Raw genomic sequence first — 19,961 nt, 5'->3', positions numbered from 1 at the left:
AAGCAGAGCCGACGGGATTATGCCGATATAAACCGGCGCTTATTTCATCAGGGCGCGTACATAGTTCGGCAGCGCAAAAGCGGCCACGTGTACGTCGGCATTGTAGAAACGGGTTTCGAAACCGGCAGCGGCAACGCGCTCCGCAATCTGTTCAACGCTCTGCTTGCGCAGCTCGGCATTGTCGGTCGCCCAGGCCAGAGACATCAGGCCACCAATGTAGGTGGGTACCGGCGCCACGTAGAAGCTGGCATCGCTGTACAGCTTGCTCAGACGCTGGAAAGTATTGGTGACTTCCTGACCCTGCATAAAGGGAACACCGTTCTGCGCCACCATAATGCCGCCGGCGTTCAGACAGGTTTTTTCGTCTTTGTAGAAATCGGAGGTGAACAGCACTTCACCCGGACCGATAGGGTCGGTGGAGTCGGAGATAATCACATCAAAGGTATCCTGACACTGAGCCACAAACTCTTTGCCATCGGCAATCACGATATTGGCGCGCGGGTCGTCGAAAGCACCATTGGAATGCTTAGGGAAATACTCTTTGCACATGTCGATCACGCTGCCGTCGATCTCAACCTGGGTCACGTGTTCAACATTTTTATGGCGCAACACTTCGCGCAGAATGCCACCATCACCGCCGCCGATAATCAGTACACGCTTGGGTGCCGGATGGGCAAACAGCGGCACGTGTACCATCATTTCGTGGTAAATAAATTCATCACGCTCGGTGGTCTGCACCACACCATCCAGCAGCATTACCCGGCCCATAAACGGCGTATCAATAATCTGCAGATGCTGGTGCCCGGTTTTCACCTCAAATAACACTTCGCTGACGGTGAAGGACTGGGCATAGCCGTCGTACAGACTTTCAGAAACAACGTTTTTTGCAGACATGGGGATTCCTGTAATGCAGAGCTTAAGTTCGGGCGGGATTATAACGGAATGATGTGCCGGAGTCAGACCGCAGAATCAACGCCGGCGACGGGCGACAGCTTTGACAGGGCGGGCGGCAGCTTTAACCGGGATAGGGGCAGGATCAGGTTTAGCAAGGTCAGGAAAAAACAACACCGGTCAGAGAGCAGACTCTGCTGACCGGTGTGCGCTGAGCATCAGGCGTCTTTGCTGACCACTTCCATCAGATCAACATTCTGGAAGCCACGCGGCAGTTTATTACCACGGCGGCCACGCTCACCCAGATAGTGCTCCAGATCGGCGAACTTCAGTTTCAGATGACGCTTACCGGCATACACCAGCAGCGTGTCTTCCTGACTGAAGGCTACCGCGCCGACCATCAGCTCTTCGCGGGCCGCGGCTTTGGCGCTGTTGATGCTGATCATCTTGTTGCCTTTACCGCGCGCCATCTGTGGCAGATCGGCGGCCGGGAACACCAGCATACGGCCTTCATTGCTGACCGCCGCAATCCAGGATTTCTCCGGATCGCTGATCTTCGCCGGGGCCAGAATGCGGGCGTTATCCGGCACGGTAATCAGATTTTTACCGGCTTTGTTTTTGCTCTGCATATCGGCAATGGTGCCGACGAAACCGTAACCGGCATCGGTGCTGAGCAGATACTGTTCTTCGTCTTTACCCATCAGGGTGCAGATAAAGCTGCTGCCGGCCGGCGGATTGAGCTTACCGGTCAGAGGCTCGCCCTGCCCCCGCGCCGATGGCAGGGTATGCGCCTGCAGACTGTAGGAGCGACCGGTGGTGTCGAGGAAGATCGCGTTCTGGTTCGACTTACCTTTGGCGCTGACCAGGAAGCTGTCACCGGCTTTATAGCTCAGGTTTTCAGCATCCACGTCATGGCCCTTGGCGGCACGTACCCAGCCTTTCTGTGACAGCACAACAGTCACAGCTTCCGCCGATACCAGCTCGGTTTCGCTGAAGGCGCGGGCTTCACCACGAACCACCACCGGCGAACGGCGTTCGTCGCCGTATTGTTCGGCATCGGCACTGATTTCTTTCTTGATCAGGGTTTTCAGACGACGCTCAGAGCCGAGGGTTTTTTCCAGATAATCGCGTTCTTTTTCCAGCTCATCTTGTTCACCGCGGATTTTCATTTCTTCCAGTTTGGCTAAATGACGCAGTTTTAATTCGAAGATGGCTTCAGCCTGAATATCGGAAATACCAAAGCGCTGCATCAGCACCGCTTTCGGTTCTTCTTCACGGCGGATGATTTCGATCACTTCATCAATATTGAGGAAAGCGACCAGTAAACCTTCGAGGATATGCAGACGCGCCAGTACTTTGTCGAGGCGGAACTGCAGGCGGCGACGTACGGTTTCGGTACGGTAGCTGAGCCACTCGCTCAGCATCAGCTTCAGGTTTTTCACCTGTGGGCGGCCGTCCAGACCAATCACGTTCATGTTAACGCGGTAGTTCTTTTCCAGATCGGTGGTGGCAAACAGGTGCGCCATCACCGCATCGGTATCGACCCGGTTGGACTTGGGCACAATCACCAGACGGGTCGGGTTTTCGTGATCCGACTCGTCGCGCAGATCGGTTACCAGAGGCAGTTTTTTTGCCTGCATCTGGGCGGCAATCTGCTCCAGAATCTTGGCACCGGATACCTGATGCGGCAGTGCGGTAATGACGATATCGCCATCTTCAACGGTATAGACCGCGCGCATTTTTACGCTGCCACGGCCATCGCGGTACAGCTTACGCAGATCTTCACGCGGCGTGATGATTTCCGCTTCGGTGGGGAAATCCGGCGCGGTGACGTGTTCGCACAGGGCTTCGATGCTGGCCTCCGGATCATCCAGCAGGTGAATACAGGCGCTGGCCACTTCGCGGATGTTGTGCGGCGGAATATCCGTCGCCATACCCACGGCAATACCGGTGGTGCCGTTAAGCAGAATATTCGGCAGACGCGCAGGCAGCGTGCACGGCTCGTCCATGGTGCCGTCGAAGTTCGGCTGCCACTCCACCGTACCCTGACCCAGCTCGCTGAGCAGCACTTCGGCGTAAGGCGCCAGTTTGGCCTCGGTATAACGCATGGCAGCGAAGGATTTCGGATCGTCCGGCGCACCCCAGTTACCCTGACCATCCACCAGCGGGTAGCGGTAAGAGAACGGCTGCGCCATCAGCACCATGGCTTCATAACAGGCGCTGTCGCCGTGCGGGTGGTACTTACCCAGCACGTCACCCACGGTACGGGCCGACTTCTTATATTTGGCGGTATGCTTTAACCCCAGCTCACTCATGGCGTAGACGATGCGGCGCTGCACCGGCTTGAGGCCATCACCAACGTGCGGCAGCGCACGGTCGAGAATGACGTACATGGAGTAGTTGAGGTAAGCGTTCTCGGTGTATTGCTTCAGCGACTGGCGCTCGACACCATCATCGGTGTAACTGATCTGATCCGTCATAAGTCCTGCAGGGCTGAGTTCTGATGGAATGAATGCCGCCGATTGTGACCGACCCGGCGACAGAGAACAATCTGTGCGGCAGTTCAGCGAAGAATATTCTAAAAATTAGAACGATACCGGCTTATTTTTGTGATTTTCATTCCAACCGGCAGAAATATACTAAACCTATGACAATCAACGATCTGAACAGATACTGAGGAGCAAGTTATGGCCAGCCTGATCAATGGTGAAACAAAAGACCTCGACGGCTTCAGCGTTACCCGGATTCTGCCCAGTGCGGTGAAGAAAATGGTCGGGCCCTTTATCTTCCTCGATCATATGGGGCCGGCGCTGTTCAAACCGGGTGAAGGAGTGAATGTACGCCCGCATCCGCATATCGGCCTGTCGACCCTGAGCTACCTGTTCAGCGGCAGCATGCTGCACCGCGACAGCCTGGGCAATGTGCAGGAAATCTTTCCCGGCGAAGTAAACTGGATGACCGCCGGCCGCGGCATTGTGCATTCCGAACGCGAAACGCTGGAGGTACGCTCACGAGAACACGAACTGAATGGCCTGCAGTTCTGGCTGGCGCTGCCACCGGAAAAAGCTGAAATCGAGCCGTCATTCCAGCATGTGAAAAAAGAGCAGCTGCCGCATTATTATCTGGAAAAAACCATCATGCGTCTGATTGCCGGGGAAGCCTACGGCATGACCTCGCCGGTACGCACTCACTCGCCGATGTTTTTTATCGATATTATCAGCGCCGCCGGAGAACAGATTGAACTGCCGCACCCGAACTACGAAAGCGCGGTATATATTCAGAGCGGCTCGTTAAATATCAGCGGCCAGAGCTTTAACGCCGGTGATTTTATTCTGCTCGATGGCGATGAAAGCATTCAGGTCGAAAGCCACAGTCGTTTTGTGCTGCTCGGTGGCGAACGCTATGAACAGGTGCCTTATATCCGCTGGAATTTTGTTGCCTACAGCCGCGAGCGCATCGCTCAGGCCGAAGCCGACTGGCAGGCGCAGCGTTTTGCTAAAGTACCTGGGGATGAGCGTGAATATACGCCGTTGCCGGGTAAGAAATAACGCAGAATAATTACGCAAAAAAGTAATAAAAAATCCCGGCGCTGGCCGGGATTTTTTTATTGCATCAGCCTTCGCTGCACAATCCCTGCATGCGGATCTTATTGGTCCAGTGCAGAAAACCGTGGCTGGTTGAATACTGAGTGGTTACCGCGCTCAGGCGGCCATTACACTGAGTCATCAACTGCTGTTTTGCCTGATCGACATAGTCAGTTTCAAAGACAAAACCCAGCACAACGGTCTGTTCAGTTTCAGCCGTTACCACGCTGCGCTTTTCTGCAGCAGGTACATCATCAAAGTCGCTGACGTGCTGCATATGAACCGAATGGGTACATCCGGTCAGCAGCATCAGTGGCAGTAATATACGGATTTTCATTCCTGCTTACCCCTTGTGGCAGTAGCCAGTGGCAACCACTTCGCGGATTACAACCGGGATAAATACCGTGTGCTGAAACTTGGTCAGAATGCCTTCTACTTTACCGCCGGCGCACTGGCTTTTCAGATCCAGAATGGCTTCATCAACGAAGTCGTTGCTGAATGCAATACCAAGGAAAGTCCAGCTGCTGGAAGTCGCGCTGATTTCGTTGCTGCGCTCGGCCGGTACCTGGGTCAGGGAAACAGAGTTGAGGCTTACACAACCAGTCAGGGCCGTCATCAATACCGCCAGGGTGATAAAACGTTTAAACATATTCTTTATTTCCTTATTTCTCAGCGGATGCAATAAGCATCGACACCTACGATTTCACCCGACACCGGGCCTGCTGTTTTTGCTTCACGAATGGCGCGGATACCGGTCAGGCGGCCACTCGGGCATTCCACCAGCAGGTATTCCTGCAGTCGCTGCGCATAAGCGTCATCAAAAACCGGGTTACCGGTACGCGGTCCCATATTGATCAGCGCCAGAATATCGCGCAGTTGCTTAAAGTTTTCAGCTGTTCTGCCACGACTGGCAACACGGCCAATTTCGGCAGCGGCCGTTGCATCAAAACCGGTTTCACTCAACCGTACGGAAACGGGTACTAATTCACCCTGAGACTGATCAATACTGCCGATCTGAACATGATCCAGACGCGCGCAGCCAGCCGTCAGGGCAAGCACCAGTAGTGCTGTCCAACGCATATTTGCTCCTAAAGTAAAAGGCAATGAACTATTGCCGGCGCGGATTATAAAGACAAATACCCGCTATGACGAAAAAGAATTCAGCGGGGGCAGGATAGACTTATTATTACTGTTATTGTAATTCGGCGAAGTAACGCTGATAGAAGGCTTCTCCGTCCATAGGCATGGCATAATAATAGCCCTGTACCCATTCGCAGCCGAGACGATGCAGGGTTCCTTCCTGCTCTTTGTTTTCTACCCCTTCGGCGACAACAATAAGTCCGAGACTCTTGGCCATCAGGACAATAGCACGGGCAATTTCGTAATCGTTGATATCGTCGTTGATATCGCGCACAAACGACTGGTCAATTTTTAATACGGTTACCGGCATGGATTTAATTTTACTCAGCGAGGAATAGCCGGTACCGAAATCGTCAATCGCAAAATCAACGCCCATCGCCCGTAATTCACTGATTTGTTGCGAGACTTCCGTAGTGCCGGACATCATCAGGCTTTCGGTAACTTCCAGCTCCAGCCAGCGCGGATCAAAATCCAGGTACTGAAGAATATCGGCAACGGTAGAGGCAAAACTGGAGTTAATCTGAATCGGTGATACGTTGACCGAAATTTTATCGAGTATTAATCCCTGCTGACGCCAGAATAAAAACTGCTGACAGGCCGAGCGTAATACCCAATAACCAAGCTCCACGATCATGCCGCTGGTCTCGGCCAGCGGAATAAAATCATGCGGCGAAATCAATCCGCGAACAGGGTGTGGCCAGCGCAGCAGTGCTTCAACCCTTCTCGGCATAGCTTCACCAACCCGGAACTGCGGCTGGTAATTCAGTATAAAACTGTGCGATTCCAGCGCCGAGCGTAAGTCCTGCTCCAGCGACATTCGTGAATGAATGCTGTCGGTCAGCTCCCGCTGATAGTGGAAGCTGCGGTTACGTCCCAGCTCTTTGGCTTTATGCAAAGCAGCATCCGCATTACGGATCAGTTCATCCACACTGTTACCGTGCTGCGGATAAATACTGATACCGGCACTGGCAAACACACTGAGCAGATGGCCCTGCAGGCTGTATGGCCGCGAAATAACCTGCAGCAGCTGATCGCATTTTTCCTGAATACGTTCCTCACCATCGATACGGCTGAGTACAACAACAAACTCATCACCGCCTAAACGCGCACAGATATCGGAATCACGGACATTGTTATGCAGACGATGGGCAACATCTTTCAGCAGCAGGTCACCGATATCGTGGCCGATGGTGTCGTTAATATCTTTAAAACGGTCGAGATCAAGAAAGATTACCGCCAGCAATTCTCCGCCGCGGCGCGCCATATTCAGTGCATATTCGAGTTTCTTATTCAGTGACAGACGATTCGGCAAACCGGTTAATACATCATGGTGGGCGATATGCTCCAGATTCTGCTGGGCTTTTTTCAGTTCGGTAATATCGCGGCTTAAACCAAACACGCCAATGCAGCGTCCGCGTTTGTCATAAATAGGGGTTTTCTGGGTTTCCAGCAGCATGACACTGCCATCCACGCCATGCACCCACTCTTCATTGACATTCATATGCTTACGGGCAACGGCTTCTTTATCTTTGGCGTGGAAAAAGGCTGCTGTTTCCTGATCAAATACATCAAAGTCTGTATGCCCGACCGGATCTTTACCCATCAGATTCACAAACTGTTTATTGCAGAAAACATAAATGCCATTACGGTCTTTATAGAAAATAATGTCCGGAATTGAGTCGAGGATATTTTTGATAAGTTCAGTGCGGTCATCCAGTTGCTGATCACTGAATTTGCGCCGGCGAATCTCCGACCAGATAAATAATCCGATTGAGGTAAAAAATACCGTTACTGACAACAGCAATAAAAAGAGATTGCGATAGTTCTGCCAGAAGCCCGGCGGCTCATGAACAAAAGTAGTTTTTTGCGGAAAGTCATCATGATCAAAACCTGCCCGGGCAGCCAGTTCGGCATCGATCAGAGTCAGATTGGCAGGGTGCCAGTCTACCGCTATACGGTCCGGATTTTCTCCGGCCAGAATCCGTAATGCCATATCTGCAGCCTGCCCGGCACTGTCTGTCATATCGGTTACGACACCGCCCAACAGGCCATCACCAATACCAAAAGGCGACAGCGACCAGAGTGGTGAGCCGGAATGGTTGCTGATAAACAGATTGGATTTTTGCAGGGGTTTAACCTGTTTATCGGCATCCTGATAAGCCGACAGCAGCAATAAGGGTTCGCCGCGCAGTTCAGACAGCTCATCCGCCAGCTGCTGCCAGCTCAGCGTTGCCAGCGAGTGTACGACCAGCTTCTGACTCAGGCTGTCTGCCGCCTGCTGCAACTGCAACAAACGTTGCGCGCTGCGTGGCAGGCCATCATTGATAACGTGTAATTGCTGGAATCCCGGATAGAGGTAGCGCATCAGCGCCATAAATTCGTAGACAGGCAGCGCATCGTAGATGCCGGTATAACCGCCCTGACTCTGTACATGACGGATCAGTTCGCTGTCGCTGACACCGAGAAAAACCACCGGCGCCTGTCCCACGACCTCACGCCCTTCCGCAGCAACCAGTTTTAAAGCTCCGTCACCGGCAACAATCACCAGATCGTAACGCTCTCCCTGCTGCTGCTTGGCACGTAAGAGTTGTGCATAGGCGTGGAAGTATTCCTCCGTCGCCTGCAGATCGGAGTCCATAAATTCAACATGCAGGGTTATATCATGCCGGGGATTACGGTTAAGTGCATGCTGAACCGTGTTAACAATGTTGTCGGCAGCAGGAAATAACGGCTCATACGATAACAGCAGCAGAACCTGAGCCGGAACAGATCGCCCGGCAGAATCAGACTCTGCAGCAAAAACAGAAAACAGAGGGAGCATAAGCAGCAACAGCAGATGCCGGCAGATCATCATTGTCTTGCCCCCTCTGTTAACAAATACCTGAGACCCGGGACATCACTGTCCGCAGTGTCAGCGTCAGGCGATTTCGGCTTCGTTGCCGCGCTGTTCCAGCCAGCTCTTACGGTCACCCGCACGCTTCTTGGCCAGCAACATGTCCATCATTTCGTTGGTGCCATCACCCGGCTCCAGACCCAGTTGCACCAGACGACGGGTGTTCGGGTCCATCGTGGTTTCGCGCAGCTGCAGCGGGTTCATTTCACCCAGACCTTTAAAGCGCTGTACGTTCACTTTACCGCGTTTGTTTTCCGCTTTGATACGCTCCAGTACGCCCTGCTTCTCACCTTCATCAAGGGCGTAGTAAACGTCTTTGCCGATATCGATACGATACAACGGCGGCATAGCGACATACACATGCCCTTCGGCCACCAGCTTGCGGAAGTGGCGGACAAACAGCGCACACAACAGAGTAGCAATATGCAGGCCGTCGGAGTCGGCATCGGCGAGAATACAGATCTTGCCATAACGCAGGCCGGATAAATCATCCGAGCCCGGATCAATGCCCAGTGCGACCGCAATATCGTGTACTTCCTGCGACGCCAGAATCTCGTTGGAGTCTACTTCCCAGGTGTTCAGGATTTTACCGCGCAGCGGCATGATGGCCTGAAACTCACGGTCGCGGGCCTGTTTGGCCGAACCGCCGGCCGAGTCCCCTTCCACCAGAAAGAGCTCGGTACGCTCGCCGTCCTGACCGGTACAGTCGGCCAGCTTGCCGGGCAGCGCCGGGCCCTGGGTAATCTTCTTACGGGCAACGGTCTTGGATTTACGCAGCCGCGTCTGAGCACTGTAAATCGCCATTTCCGCCAGCTGTTCCGCTTCGCCGGTATGCTCGTTCAGCCACAGAGCGAAAGCATCTTTCACCACACCGGAAATAAAGGCCGATGCCTCACGCGACGACAGACGCTCTTTGGTCTGGCCGGCAAACTGCGGATCAGCAAGCTTGGCCGACAGCACGTAAGAGCAACGCTCCCACAGATCGTCCGGAGTCAGTTTGATGCCGCGTGGCAGCAGGTTACGGAATTCACAGAACTCGCGCAGCGCATCCAGCAGACCGGAGCGGAAACCATTCACGTGGGTACCGCCCTGAGCGGTAGGAATCAGGTTAACGTAGCTTTCCTGCAGCAGTTCGCCGCCTTCCGGCTGCCAGTGTACAGCCCAGTCAACGCCTTCGGTGGTGCCGGTCATGGAACCGACAAACGGCTCGGCCGGCAGCACTTCGTAACCGGTGCTGTGAACTTTCAGATAATCTTTCAGGCCGTCTTCGTAATACCACTCGGCACTGTCTTCGGCGTTCGGCGCATTGAATTTAATACGCAGGCCCGGACACAAAACCGCTTTGGCGCGCAGCACGTGTTTTAAACGCGGCACCGAAAAACGCGGAGAATCGAAATACTTAGGGTCCGGCAGGAAACGTACACTGGTGCCGGTTTTCTTCTTCGCACAGGTTTCCACCACCTGCAGGTCGAGAGCTTTGTAACCATCTTTGAAGCCAATGCGGTGTACCTGGCCATCACGCCAGATGGTGACTTCCAGCACCTGCGACAGAGCGTTAACCACCGACACACCCACACCGTGCAGACCGCCGGAGAACTGATAATTGTCGTTGGAGAACTTACCACCGGCATGCAGCTGGCTGAGAATCAGCTCAACCCCGGAGACGCCATGCTCAGGGTGAATATCGGTTGGCATACCACGGCCATCATCAAGCACGGTCATAGAACCGTCGCCGTGCAGCGTGACTTCAATGGTCGTGGCGTGTCCGGCCAGCGCCTCATCCACCGAGTTATCGATCACTTCCTGTGCCAGGTGGTTAGGACGGGTGGTATCGGTGTACATGCCCGGACGTTTACGTACCGGGTCCAGGCCGCTTAAAACCTCAATCGACGACGCTGTATATTGCTTAGACATTCAAACCTCTGGCTGCCAGCGGAAATCCATAATCAACGGCGGAGTATAACGGGAAGGCAGTGGGAAGTCAGAGGGGCACTTCTAATAATTCAGCAATGAAAACGGGCAGCAAAGGCCAGCAGCATCGGCATGCGTTCGATAAAGCGCTCAAAACTGTGGTTGCCACCGCCTTCCAGCCAGGCCGGACTGTTGCGGTACAGCTCTGCGGCCAGACGGTAATCGAGGGTTTCGTCGCCTGTCTGCAACAGCAGTAACAGTCGTTCAGGGTGCTGAATCTGCGCACAATCGAGCGCCCGTAACTGCCCGATATGCTCATGGGTCAGCTCATGCACTTCGCCGCTGTAGTAATGGGTGTTTGGCCCCAGATAATGTTCAAACAGATCGAACGGCCGTACCGCCGGATTCACCAGCACCGCCGGCACACCTTCGGTTTCGGCCAGATGGGTAGCGTAAAACCCACCAAGCGAACTGCCGATGATATACACCTGAGCGAAGTCTTGCCGCAGCCGCTTAAGCTCAGCACGGGCCAGTTCAATGGCATCGGCCGGTGCAAACGGCAGCGTCGGTATAACCAGTTGTTGCGGTGTCAGATGGGTTTCATAAAAACGCAGGAGTTGCTGCGCTTTCAGGGATTGCGGGGAACTGAGAAAGCCGTGCAGATACAGACAGCCAATAGAGGGAGAATACAATCAGTAGCCTTTTACCGAGTAATCGATTTCAAATTCAATGCCCTCAACACGGCTGACGCCGGTATCGATTGAGCCATCGGCATGCAGATCCAGCCAGCGGTAACCGGGCGCCAGAGTATCCACCGAGAACTCTTCGGACTTCGGCGTAAACTGCACGCAGGTTGAAGGCGTAGACATATAACGCACGCCATCAATCATCTGGTCGCTTTCCTGATGTACATGCCCCCAGAGCACACAGCGCACATTACTGTGACGACGGATAACGGCCAGCACCTCATCGGCATTTTTCACACCGATGCGGTCAATCCAGCGGCTGCCCATCGGCAGTGGGTGATGATGAAAGCTGACCAGAGAATGCAGATCGGGACGTTCACTCAGGGCGCGCTCAAGCAACTCCAGCTGATCCGGAGCCAGACGGCCATATACAGAACCTTCGACCTGTGAGTTCAGCAGAATCAGCTGCCAGTGTTTACTGCGTACGATGCGCTGCAGGTGTTCTGTGTCTTCGGCGACTTCCTGCATGCTGGCGGGTACATCATGATTGCCTTCAAACCAGAAGACCGGGCAGGCAAAGGGCTGCAGAGCATTATGCAGATGCTGATAAGCGCGTACGCTGCCATCCTGAGCCAGATCGCCGGTGACAATAATAGTATCGATGTCGGGACGTTCCTGACGCACAATATCAAGCACACAGTGCATGCTGTGCAGCGTTTTCATACCGAGCAAATGACCCTCTTCGGGGCCATTCAGGTGGGTGTCGGTAATCTGTACCAGCCGCAGCGTATTTTCCGTATCCAGTGAATACAAACTGCACCCCTGTCCCTAGTTGTTTTTGTCAGTTTCCAACTTTATCGGCAAATGCGCAAATCAACCGGAATGAAGTTCACAATAAACCTTCATCTGACAGGTAATATGCGGTCCGCAAGCACGATAGGCTGAATGGTCTGACCGTATTTTAAACAGTGATCCAGCCATTCCGCCAGAAAACGATTCAGTTGCACTTTTTCGTCCGGCATACGCATCGCCGGATTGGGGTAAGTATAGCGGCCATCGAAGCGCTGCTGATTCTGATAACTGAGCACCTCAGCCATACTGGCATCGTGATACAGCCGCACCTGCATCGACAGTGGCTGTAACCATTCCGGGCTGATGCCTTCCTGCATTACCGACACCATGGTGGTGTAACGGTGATCTTCATCCACACACAGCCGAACCCGCGCACTGTGGCGGTCATTACTGAGCTGGAAAACGCGTTCCTCCCCGACTTCTGCACCTGCCAGAAGCTTGAGCAAGCGCAGGTAGTTGGCTTCACACAGTGCCGCCATTTCCTGCAGATCGGGAACATAACGCTGACGTTTTTTAAGCAATCACTTTCTCCTTTCCTCTGCCCATCTTCTGAACCTTTGTTCAAGCTCAGCGCAGCCTAGCGAATCCGTTCAGGCGCCGCCAGTATCAGAATAAATGAGGCTAACACGGCGCCTGACTATTACTTTTTCTGCAACAGCTGCTGATGATGTATATGCAGCCACTGCAGGGCAATGATGGTCGCAGCGTTATTAATACGGCCGCTTTCCACCGCCGCATAAGCTTCAGCAGTGCTCATTTCAGCCAGGCGGATATCTTCATTTTCATCCGCCAGACCATGCACACCACCGACGCCTTCACTGTCGATCAGCGCGCAATACAGCTGCACCCGCTCACTGGTGCCACCCGGTGAAACCCAGTAATTACAGATGGGTAACAGCTCGTTAAAGCTGCAGCCGGCCTCTTCTTCTGTTTCACGCTGCGCCACCTCAGCATAGCTCTCACCCGGCTCGACCATACCGGCGACCAGTTCCAGCAGCCACGGCGAGTGCTCATCGGCCAGCGCACCAATACGGAACTGTTCCGTCAGCACCACACAATCACGTTGTGGATCAAACAGCAGCACACAGACGGCTTCGCCACGCTCGAACAGTTCACGCTCAAAATAACCGCTCCAGCCGCCGGCAAACATGCGGTGACGCAGGCGGATTTTCTCAATGCGGAAAAATCCTTTGAAGGCCACGTCACGCGCTGCAATTTCAACGTCGTCGCGGCCATACTGCAATGGCTTTTGCGCCATACTTGACCTACCTATATTACTGAATAAGAATATTGCCTGTTTGTACTGCAACAGCACACAGAGCTATTGCACGCTGTGTTCTTATTTATGGAACAATCAGCATCATTTTTAACCGATTTTTTCTGTTAGAATCCTTCGGACCAAACGAATTCATACCCGCTGCGAAAGGCACCCCTATGAAAAAACTGCTCTCTCTGACGATTGCACTGTTAGCATCCGGCGCTGCAAATGCGGCGGACCTTAGCACCATCTACCAGCAGGCGGCCAGCAACGACGCGGAAATCGCCGCTGCCCGTGCGATCCGTGAAGCCAACAGCTACAACGTTACTATTGCCCGCGGTGCCCTGCTGCCCCAGGCTCAGATTTCTTACAGCCAGACCAGCATCAGCTCAGAAGCCGATTCCATTGATCTGGTGAGCGGTGGCTATGTCAAAACCGATAAAGATTATGACCTCAGCAGCCTGGAAGTCAGCGCTTCCCAGACCCTGTTTAATCTGAACAGCTGGTACACCTATCAGGCCGCGGTCAGTGGCGATGATGCGGCCGGTCTGCAGCTGCAACTGGCGGAACAGCAACTGCTGTTACGCACCGCTCAGGCGTATTTCAACGTTCTGCGTGCCCAGGACAACCTGTCCACCGCTCAGGCAGAAGAGAAAGCCGTAAAACGCTCTCTGGAACAAACCAAGCAACGCTTTGAAGTGGGCCTGATTGCCATCACTGACGTTCACGAAGCTCAGGCCGGTTACGATCTGTCTTACGTAAACCTGCTGGGTCAGGAAGCGGCGCTGGATATCAGCTACGAAGCTCTGGAGCAGCTTACCGGCCAGCGCTTTGAAGATGTATCGCCGCTGAAAGCCGATGTTGCGATGGAAATGCCACAGCCAGCGAACGCGGCTGACTGGGTACAGTCTGGCCTGGATAAGTACGCCGGTGTCCTGATCGCCGAAGCGAGCAAAGACGGTGTTCGTCTGCAGCGTAATGCCGCGCGCTCCAACCACCTGCCAAGCGTCAGTCTGTTCGGTAGCTACACCGATGCCGATCAGGCACCTTTTGTTGGTGATGATCCGACCGACAGCACGGTTACGGCTATCGGCGTGAAGATCTCAATGCCACTGCTGGCCGGTGGTTCGCTCTATGGTCAGAGCAAACAGTCTGCCCTGAACTACGCAGCGGCCGATTATCAGCTGGAAAAACAACGCCGCGATGTTAAACAGAATATCCGCAGCCTGTTCCGTCAGGTACAGACCGATACGCTGAATATCAAAGCCCGTAAGCAGGCGATCACCTCCGCCCAGAGTGCTCTGGAAGCCACTCAGACCGGCTACAAAGTAGGTACCCGTAACATCGTTGAAGTACTGAACGCACAGAAAAACCTGTTCAGCGCCCAGCGTGACTACGCCAACGCCCGTTACGATTACATCATTAATCTGCTGAGCCTGAAGTTCTACGCCGGCACCCTGAACGAAGGCGATATCCAGACGCTGAACAGCTGGCTGGCCAGCGCTTAATTCTGCGTATTCCGCCCAATAAAAAACCCGCCACGGCGGGTTTTTTATTGGCTGTTGTCAGCTCAGCTTACAGTTTCAGGTGCGCGCTACAGAGTTCGGTCAGGCGCTTCACCGCACCGCGGTTGGCATCGACTGCGGCCTGACCGGCAGCGCCCATACGGCTGCGCAGGTCGGCATCGCTCAGATAATTCTGTAGTTGCTCCAGCAACTCATCCGCCTGATCGCTGACCAGTGCCAGCGCGCCGGCATTCTGCAGATTATCGACGATCACCGCGAAGTTCATATGGTGCGGGCCAATCAGGGTGGCTTTACCCAGCGCTGCCGGTTCAATCGGATTATGTCCGCCGTGGGCAATCAGGCTGCCACCAACCAGCACCAGATCGGCGGCGGCTAACAGCTGCAGCATCTCGCCCATGGTGTCGGCCACGTAAACCTGCGTTTGCTCAGAGGCACTGCCGCTGCTGCGGCGCTGCACCCGCAAGCCACGGCTGCGTACTGCATTGGTTACGGCTTCAAAGCGCTCCGGATGACGCGGAATCAGCAACAGCAACAACTGCGGACAAGCCGCCAGCAGTCGCGGATACAGATCGAGCAGCAACTCATCTTCACCGGCATGGCTGGAGGCCAGCGCCAGCACCGGACGCTCAGCCCCCCACTGCTCACGCAACGCCGCTCCCTGTGCCTGTACCATTGGCGGCACATCCATATCGAATTTCACACTGCCGGTTACCTCAAGCCGCTCTGGCGGCAGGCCGAGGTCGAGAAAGCGCCGGCCATCGGCAGCATTCTGCACCGCCACCGTAGTCAGGCGCTGCAGCATCGGTTGGGTCAGTGCGGCAAATTTTTCATAACCACGGGCTGATTTTTCTGACAGCCGGGCATTGGCCAGCATCACCGGAATGCGCCGCTGCTCGCAGCAGGCCAGCAGGTTAGGCCAGAGTTCAGTTTCCATCACCACCAGCAAACCGGGACGCAGGGCATTGAGAAAGTTACGCCAGAACCAAGGCAGGTCGTAAGGCAGATACATATGGTAAACACCGGCACCAAACAGACGCTGCACCTGCTCCGACCCCGTTGGGGTTGTGGTGGTAACGATCACCGGAACATTCGGATGGCGTACCTGAAAGGACTTAACCAGAGGTGCCGCCGCCAGGGTTTCGCCTACCGATACTGCATGTATCCATAACCCATTGGCCGGCGGACGATGCGGCAGAATACCGAAGCGCTCACGCAGACGCTGGCGATATCCCGGATTCAGCCGGCCACGCCACCACAAACGCAATACCAGTACAGGCAGTAAGAAAGCGTACAACAGAGAATAAAAAAAACGCGCCACAGAACTCCCGCCGTTAACCCGGATCAAAGCGCGGCATCATACCACAGGCTGATGATGCGGCAGTGGCTGGCGCAATTTGAAACATAAAAACACGGCCGCGACCGTGCGCACGGAGTAGCACACCGCTGCCGGGCTCTATGTTAAACTCCTCTGCTCATTTTTCTGACAGCTGCAGACGTGTAAAACACTATGGATGTAACCGTTCCCGATTTTCACCAGGCCCGCGTACTGGTGTTTGGCGATGTAATGCTCGACCGCTACTGGCAGGGCCCGACATCACGTATCTCGCCGGAGGCACCGGTTCCCGTAGTAAAGATTCAGGACGTGGAAAACCGCGCCGGTGGTGCCGGTAACGTTGCCCTGAACATTGCCACCTTAGGCGCTGGCGTCGATCTGCTGGGCATTACCGGTAACGACGAAAACGGTAAAGCGCTGGCCGCCATGCTCGAACTGGCCAATGTGAACTGCAGCTTCCTTGAACACCCGAGTCACCCGACCATCACCAAATTACGGATTATGAGCCGCCACCAGCAGCTGATCCGCCTCGACTTTGAAGAAGCCTTCGACGCTACCGATCTCAGCAATCTGTACGCCGACTTCAATCAGCGTCTGGCCGCCGCCAACGTCGTGATTTTGTCCGACTACGGCAAAGGCGCGCTGAGCAATCCGCAGGATCTGATCAGTGCCGCGCGGAAAATTTCTGTACCGGTTCTGGTCGATCCCAAAGGCACCGACTTTGAGCGCTACCGCGGCGCTACCCTGATCACGCCGAATCTGAGCGAGTTTGAAGCCGTGGTTGGCCCTGCCGCAGACGATGACACCCTGGTTACCAAGGCCCGGAAACTGATCAGTGATTACGACCTGCAGGCCATTCTGGTGACCCGCAGCGAAAAAGGCATGACCCTGGTCCAGCGCGGGCAGGAACCTTTCCACCTGCCAGCGCGGGCACGTGAGGTTTACGATGTTACCGGTGCCGGCGATACCGTAATCTCCGTACTGGCCGCCGCACTGGCCGCTGGTCAGCCGCTGGAACAAGCCACCGTGCTGGCCAACACCGCCGCCGGCATTGTGGTCGGCAAACTGGGTACCGCCACGGTCACCACGGAAGAATTACGCCGCGACCTGCGCAGCGAAAACCGTCTTGGCGCCGGTATTTTCGACGAAGACAGCCTGCAGCTGCTGGTTGAGGAAGCCCGCAGCCGTGGCGAAACCCTGGTGATGACCAACGGCTGTTTCGACATTATTCACCCCGGCCATGTGCAGTATTTAAAAGAAGCCAAAGCGCTGGGCGACCGTTTACTGGTGGCGGTGAATTCCGATGAATCCGTCAGCCGCTTAAAAGGCCCGACCCGGCCGATTAATCCGCTTGACCACCGTATGGCCGTACTGGCCGGACTGGAAAGTGTCGACTGGGTTGTGCCCTTCGCCGAAGATACCCCGGAGCGTTTAATCTGCCGTATTCTGCCGGATATTCTGGTGAAAGGCGGTGACTACACCATCGAGCAGATTGCCGGTGGTCAGTGTGTGCAGAACAACGGCGGCGACGTAATTATTCTGAGCTTTAAAGACAACTGCTCAACGTCCGCGATTGTGAAAAAAATTCAGGAGACCGAAGCATGATTATCGTAACCGGCGGCGCCGGCTTTATTGGCAGCAACATCGTTAAAACCCTGAACGAACAGGGCCGTAAAGACATTATCGTGGTCGACGACCTGAGCGATGGTAAAAAGTTTTATAACATCAGCGACTGCGATATCGCCGACTATCTGGATAAAGACGATTTCCTGCAACGGGTAAAAAATAACGACGGCATCCTTGATAACGTCGAAGTGATTTTCCACGAAGGCGCCTGCTCCTCCACCACCGAGTGGGACGGCAAATTCATGATGGAAAACAACTACGAATATTCCAAAGTGCTGCTGCACGCCTGCCAGGCTAAAGGCATTGCCTTTTTGTACGCCTCCAGCGCTTCTGTTTACGGCGGCAGCGATGTGTTTAAAGAAGAACGCAGCCACGAAAAACCGCTGAATGTTTACGGCTACAGCAAATGGCAGTTCGACCAGTATGTGCGTTCCATTCAGCACACACTGACCAGCCAGGTCGTCGGTTTCCGTTATTTCAATGTCTACGGCCCGCGCGAACAGCACAAAGGCTCGATGTCATCGGTGGCCTTCCACTTTAATAACCAGCTGAAAGACAATGGCGTGTGCAAACTGTTCGGCGGCAGTGGCGGTTATGGTGATGGTGAACAGCGCCGCGATTTTGTCTTTGTCGGCGATGTGGTGAAGGTGAACCTGTGGTTCTGGGCCAACCCGGACAAGAGCGGCATTTTCAATCTGGGTACCGGCCAGTGCCAGAGCTTTAATGACGTCGCTGATGCCGTTATTAAATGGCACAGCGAGCGCCCGGCGGCAGAACAAATCAACGGCAGAAAAGAATACGTTCCTTTCCCGGATCATTTAAAAGGCGCCTACCAGAGCTTTACCGAAGCCGATATCAGCGCCCTGCGCGCGGCTGGTTACAGCGCTGATTTCGCGACCGTAGAACAGGGTGTGTTCAGCTATATGGACTGGTTAAATGGCTGAGCAGCATTTCCCTAAAGCCCTGTTAAAACCGCAACACTGGCCGGTCTGGCTGCTGGTCGGACTGATGCTATGCATTACCCGCCTGCCGTTTGCCGTGCAGCTGCGTATCGGCAAAGGCCTCGGACTGCTGCTGCATAAAGCCGCCAGAAGCCGGCGTAATATTGTTGAGGTCAATATCCGTCTGTGTTTCCCGGAGAAATCTGCGCAAGAACAGCGCGCTCTGGTACGTCAGGTATTTATCGACAATGGTATCGGCATTATGGAAACCATGATCGCCTGGTTCCGTAAACCGGATTATCTGGTCAACAGAACCACCTTTGTCGGACTGGAGAAAGTGGCGGCGGCCCAGGCGGAAGGGCGCGGCATTATGCTGCTCGGCGCACACTACTCCATGCTTGATCTGGCGGGCACGCTGCTCAGTAATAAACTGACCTTTAACGTCAGCTACCGGCCGCAGAATAACCTGGTGATGAATTATCTGATGGAGCAGAACCGTGGCCGTCTGTATAAGCATTGCTTTACCCGCAAAGATATCCGCGGCTTTATCCGCACCCTGAAACAGGGCGATATTCTCTGGTACGCGCAGGATCAGGATTTTGGCCGTAAAAACAGTGTCTTTGTCGATTTCTTCGGCGTACCTGCAGCAACCATTACGGCAACGTCACGTATCGCCAAAGCCGGTAACGCACTGGTGATGCCGATCACCTATTTCCGCAACGACGATAACCGTGGTTACACCATGACCATTCATGATCCGTTGCCGATTCCCGGTGAAGACGACAGCACCGACGCCCGCATAGCCAATGCCTTCCTTGAAGAGCAACTGCGCCAGCATCCGAGCCAGTATTTATGGCTGCACCAGCGCTTTAAAACGCGCCCGGATGCGAAAGAGAAAAAAGGGATGCTGTATCGTCGTGCATGACTCTTTATTGCCATGCATACATAAAAAAACGAGCCATTCGGGCTCACTGCTGTCCCACAGTTTTTAATCAGCACCATAGCTGACAAAAACAGCATTTTTTAACATCAAGGCCCAATGCCTCGCAGGGGAACTTATCCCCTTGCCGGCGGGCCGACCCCAGCTTCGCGCTTTCTGGGCCGTATTCCTTTAAATCTCATGTCTCAAACACAGTTTCCTCTGGAATACGGCTGAGCGGATTGCTTAAACCGGCGATCGTGCGGCGCCAGACAACCAAATGATTATGCGGCCTTCAGAGCAAAACCCTGCCCCGGAACGACACAAATTATTGGTACTTTAAAACGTCGTTCCGGGGCGGGCTAAATGGCAGGAGCCATTTCAACAGCCGCAGGCTGGCC

17 protein-coding genes are annotated in these 19,961 nt (G+C 54.3%); 5 read left to right on the top strand and 12 right to left on the bottom strand.

What is annotated here, in order from left to right; genetic code table 11:
- Positions 1-39: 39 nt before the first annotated feature.
- Both speE and parC read right to left on the bottom strand, forming a co-directional pair.
- Positions 40-894, bottom strand: coding sequence for a polyamine aminopropyltransferase (gene speE, locus LGT44_RS06275; RefSeq protein ID WP_230331044.1), 855 nt, complete (start codon positions 892-894; stop codon positions 40-42).
- A gap of 215 nt (positions 895-1,109) precedes the next feature.
- Positions 1,110-3,371 carry a DNA topoisomerase IV subunit A gene (gene parC / locus LGT44_RS06270; RefSeq protein WP_230331043.1) on the bottom strand — a complete coding sequence of 754 codons (2,262 nt, stop codon included), beginning with the start codon at positions 3,369-3,371 and terminating at the stop codon, positions 1,110-1,112.
- Positions 3,372-3,578: 207 nt separating this feature from the next.
- On the opposite strand from parC, the gene LGT44_RS06265 reads away from it, so the two are divergent.
- Positions 3,579-4,439, top strand: coding sequence for a pirin family protein (locus tag LGT44_RS06265; protein WP_230331042.1), 861 nt, complete (start codon positions 3,579-3,581; stop codon positions 4,437-4,439).
- A 64-nt stretch (positions 4,440-4,503) separates the two neighbouring features.
- On the opposite strand, the gene LGT44_RS06260 is transcribed toward LGT44_RS06265, so the two are convergent.
- From LGT44_RS06260 to nudF, 9 genes are all read right to left on the bottom strand, one after another.
- A complete protein-coding gene (locus tag LGT44_RS06260) occupies positions 4,504-4,812 on the bottom strand; it encodes a hypothetical protein (protein WP_230331041.1) in 309 nt (102 codons plus the stop codon).
- 6 nt (positions 4,813-4,818) lie between these two features.
- Entirely contained in the window at positions 4,819-5,124 is a 306-nt protein-coding gene (locus tag LGT44_RS06255) for a hypothetical protein (RefSeq protein WP_145467749.1), read from the bottom strand.
- A gap of 20 nt (positions 5,125-5,144) precedes the next feature.
- The gene (locus LGT44_RS06250; protein WP_230331040.1) at positions 5,145-5,555 is read right to left on the bottom strand and encodes a hypothetical protein; all 411 of its coding nucleotides are present in this window, start codon (positions 5,553-5,555) and stop codon (positions 5,145-5,147) included.
- Between the two features lie 112 nt (positions 5,556-5,667).
- Positions 5,668-8,469: an ABC transporter substrate binding protein gene (locus LGT44_RS06245; protein WP_230331039.1), complete on the bottom strand. Its 2,802-nt coding sequence runs from the start codon at positions 8,467-8,469 to the stop codon at positions 5,668-5,670.
- A 63-nt stretch (positions 8,470-8,532) separates the two neighbouring features.
- Positions 8,533-10,422 (bottom strand): DNA topoisomerase IV subunit B, encoded by a 1,890-nt coding sequence (gene parE / locus LGT44_RS06240; protein ID WP_230331038.1) that lies wholly within the window; start codon positions 10,420-10,422, stop codon positions 8,533-8,535.
- A gap of 89 nt (positions 10,423-10,511) precedes the next feature.
- Entirely contained in the window at positions 10,512-11,111 is a 600-nt protein-coding gene (locus LGT44_RS06235) for a YqiA/YcfP family alpha/beta fold hydrolase (RefSeq protein ID WP_230331037.1), read from the bottom strand.
- Positions 11,112-11,918: a 3',5'-cyclic-AMP phosphodiesterase gene (gene cpdA, locus LGT44_RS06230; RefSeq protein ID WP_145467739.1), complete on the bottom strand. Its 807-nt coding sequence runs from the start codon at positions 11,916-11,918 to the stop codon at positions 11,112-11,114. It abuts the gene before it with no gap.
- A gap of 89 nt (positions 11,919-12,007) precedes the next feature.
- A complete protein-coding gene (locus tag LGT44_RS06225) occupies positions 12,008-12,478 on the bottom strand; it encodes a DUF1249 domain-containing protein (RefSeq protein ID WP_230331036.1) in 471 nt (156 codons plus the stop codon).
- 119 nt (positions 12,479-12,597) lie between these two features.
- The gene (gene nudF / locus LGT44_RS06220; RefSeq protein ID WP_230331035.1) at positions 12,598-13,215 is read right to left on the bottom strand and encodes an ADP-ribose diphosphatase; all 618 of its coding nucleotides are present in this window, start codon (positions 13,213-13,215) and stop codon (positions 12,598-12,600) included.
- 176 nt (positions 13,216-13,391) lie between these two features.
- Here nudF and LGT44_RS06215 point away from each other — a divergent pair, with 176 nt between their 5' ends.
- Positions 13,392-14,723 carry a TolC family outer membrane protein gene (locus tag LGT44_RS06215; protein WP_230331034.1) on the top strand — a complete coding sequence of 444 codons (1,332 nt, stop codon included), beginning with the start codon at positions 13,392-13,394 and terminating at the stop codon, positions 14,721-14,723.
- Between the two features lie 67 nt (positions 14,724-14,790).
- Here the strand turns inward: LGT44_RS06215 and waaA are convergent, their stop codons facing one another.
- Positions 14,791-16,059, bottom strand: a complete 1,269-nt coding sequence (gene waaA, locus LGT44_RS06210) for a lipid IV(A) 3-deoxy-D-manno-octulosonic acid transferase (protein ID WP_230331033.1) — start codon at positions 16,057-16,059, stop codon at positions 14,791-14,793.
- 189 nt (positions 16,060-16,248) lie between these two features.
- Here waaA and hldE point away from each other — a divergent pair, with 189 nt between their 5' ends.
- Genes hldE through lpxL form a run of 3 tightly spaced genes read left to right on the top strand, consistent with a single transcriptional unit; the run spans position 16,249 to position 19,566 of the window.
- Positions 16,249-17,679: a bifunctional D-glycero-beta-D-manno-heptose-7-phosphate kinase/D-glycero-beta-D-manno-heptose 1-phosphate adenylyltransferase HldE gene (hldE, locus tag LGT44_RS06205; RefSeq protein WP_230331032.1), complete on the top strand. Its 1,431-nt coding sequence runs from the start codon at positions 16,249-16,251 to the stop codon at positions 17,677-17,679.
- Positions 17,676-18,644, top strand: a complete 969-nt coding sequence (gene rfaD, locus LGT44_RS06200; protein WP_145467729.1) for an ADP-glyceromanno-heptose 6-epimerase — start codon at positions 17,676-17,678, stop codon at positions 18,642-18,644. Before hldE ends, rfaD begins: the two co-directional genes overlap by 4 nt.
- Complete coding sequence (lpxL, locus tag LGT44_RS06195) at positions 18,637-19,566, top strand: LpxL/LpxP family Kdo(2)-lipid IV(A) lauroyl/palmitoleoyl acyltransferase (protein WP_230331031.1); 930 nt, start codon at positions 18,637-18,639, stop codon at positions 19,564-19,566. The genes rfaD and lpxL overlap by 8 nt, the downstream gene beginning before the upstream one ends.
- Positions 19,567-19,961: the final 395 nt, after the last annotated feature.

Source organism: Thalassolituus alkanivorans, assembly GCF_020447205.1.
In the GTDB taxonomy this organism is placed as follows: domain Bacteria; phylum Pseudomonadota; class Gammaproteobacteria; order Pseudomonadales; family Oceanobacteraceae; genus Venatoribacter; species Venatoribacter alkanivorans.
This window is presented reverse-complemented; position numbering and strand designations above follow the sequence as displayed.

Bases quoted from the DNA above. Each gene is read 5' to 3' on its own strand.
- speE (WP_230331044.1), bottom strand. From the start codon at position 894: ATGTCTGCAAAAAACGTTGTTTCTGAAAGTCTGTACGACGGCTATGCC.
- parC (WP_230331043.1), bottom strand. From the start codon at position 3,371: ATGACGGATCAGATCAGTTACACCGATGATGGTGTCGAGCGCCAGTCG.
- LGT44_RS06265 (WP_230331042.1), top strand. From the start codon at position 3,579: ATGGCCAGCCTGATCAATGGTGAAACAAAAGACCTCGACGGCTTCAGC.
- LGT44_RS06260 (WP_230331041.1), bottom strand. From the start codon at position 4,812: ATGAAAATCCGTATATTACTGCCACTGATGCTGCTGACCGGATGTACC.
- LGT44_RS06255 (WP_145467749.1), bottom strand. From the start codon at position 5,124: ATGTTTAAACGTTTTATCACCCTGGCGGTATTGATGACGGCCCTGACT.
- LGT44_RS06250 (WP_230331040.1), bottom strand. From the start codon at position 5,555: ATGCGTTGGACAGCACTACTGGTGCTTGCCCTGACGGCTGGCTGCGCG.
- LGT44_RS06245 (WP_230331039.1), bottom strand. From the start codon at position 8,469: ATGATGATCTGCCGGCATCTGCTGTTGCTGCTTATGCTCCCTCTGTTT.
- parE (WP_230331038.1), bottom strand. From the start codon at position 10,422: ATGTCTAAGCAATATACAGCGTCGTCGATTGAGGTTTTAAGCGGCCTG.
- nudF (WP_230331035.1), bottom strand. From the start codon at position 13,215: ATGGCGCAAAAGCCATTGCAGTATGGCCGCGACGACGTTGAAATTGCA.
- LGT44_RS06215 (WP_230331034.1), top strand. From the start codon at position 13,392: ATGAAAAAACTGCTCTCTCTGACGATTGCACTGTTAGCATCCGGCGCT.
- hldE (WP_230331032.1), top strand. From the start codon at position 16,249: ATGGATGTAACCGTTCCCGATTTTCACCAGGCCCGCGTACTGGTGTTT.
- rfaD (WP_145467729.1), top strand. From the start codon at position 17,676: ATGATTATCGTAACCGGCGGCGCCGGCTTTATTGGCAGCAACATCGTT.
- lpxL (WP_230331031.1), top strand. From the start codon at position 18,637: ATGGCTGAGCAGCATTTCCCTAAAGCCCTGTTAAAACCGCAACACTGG.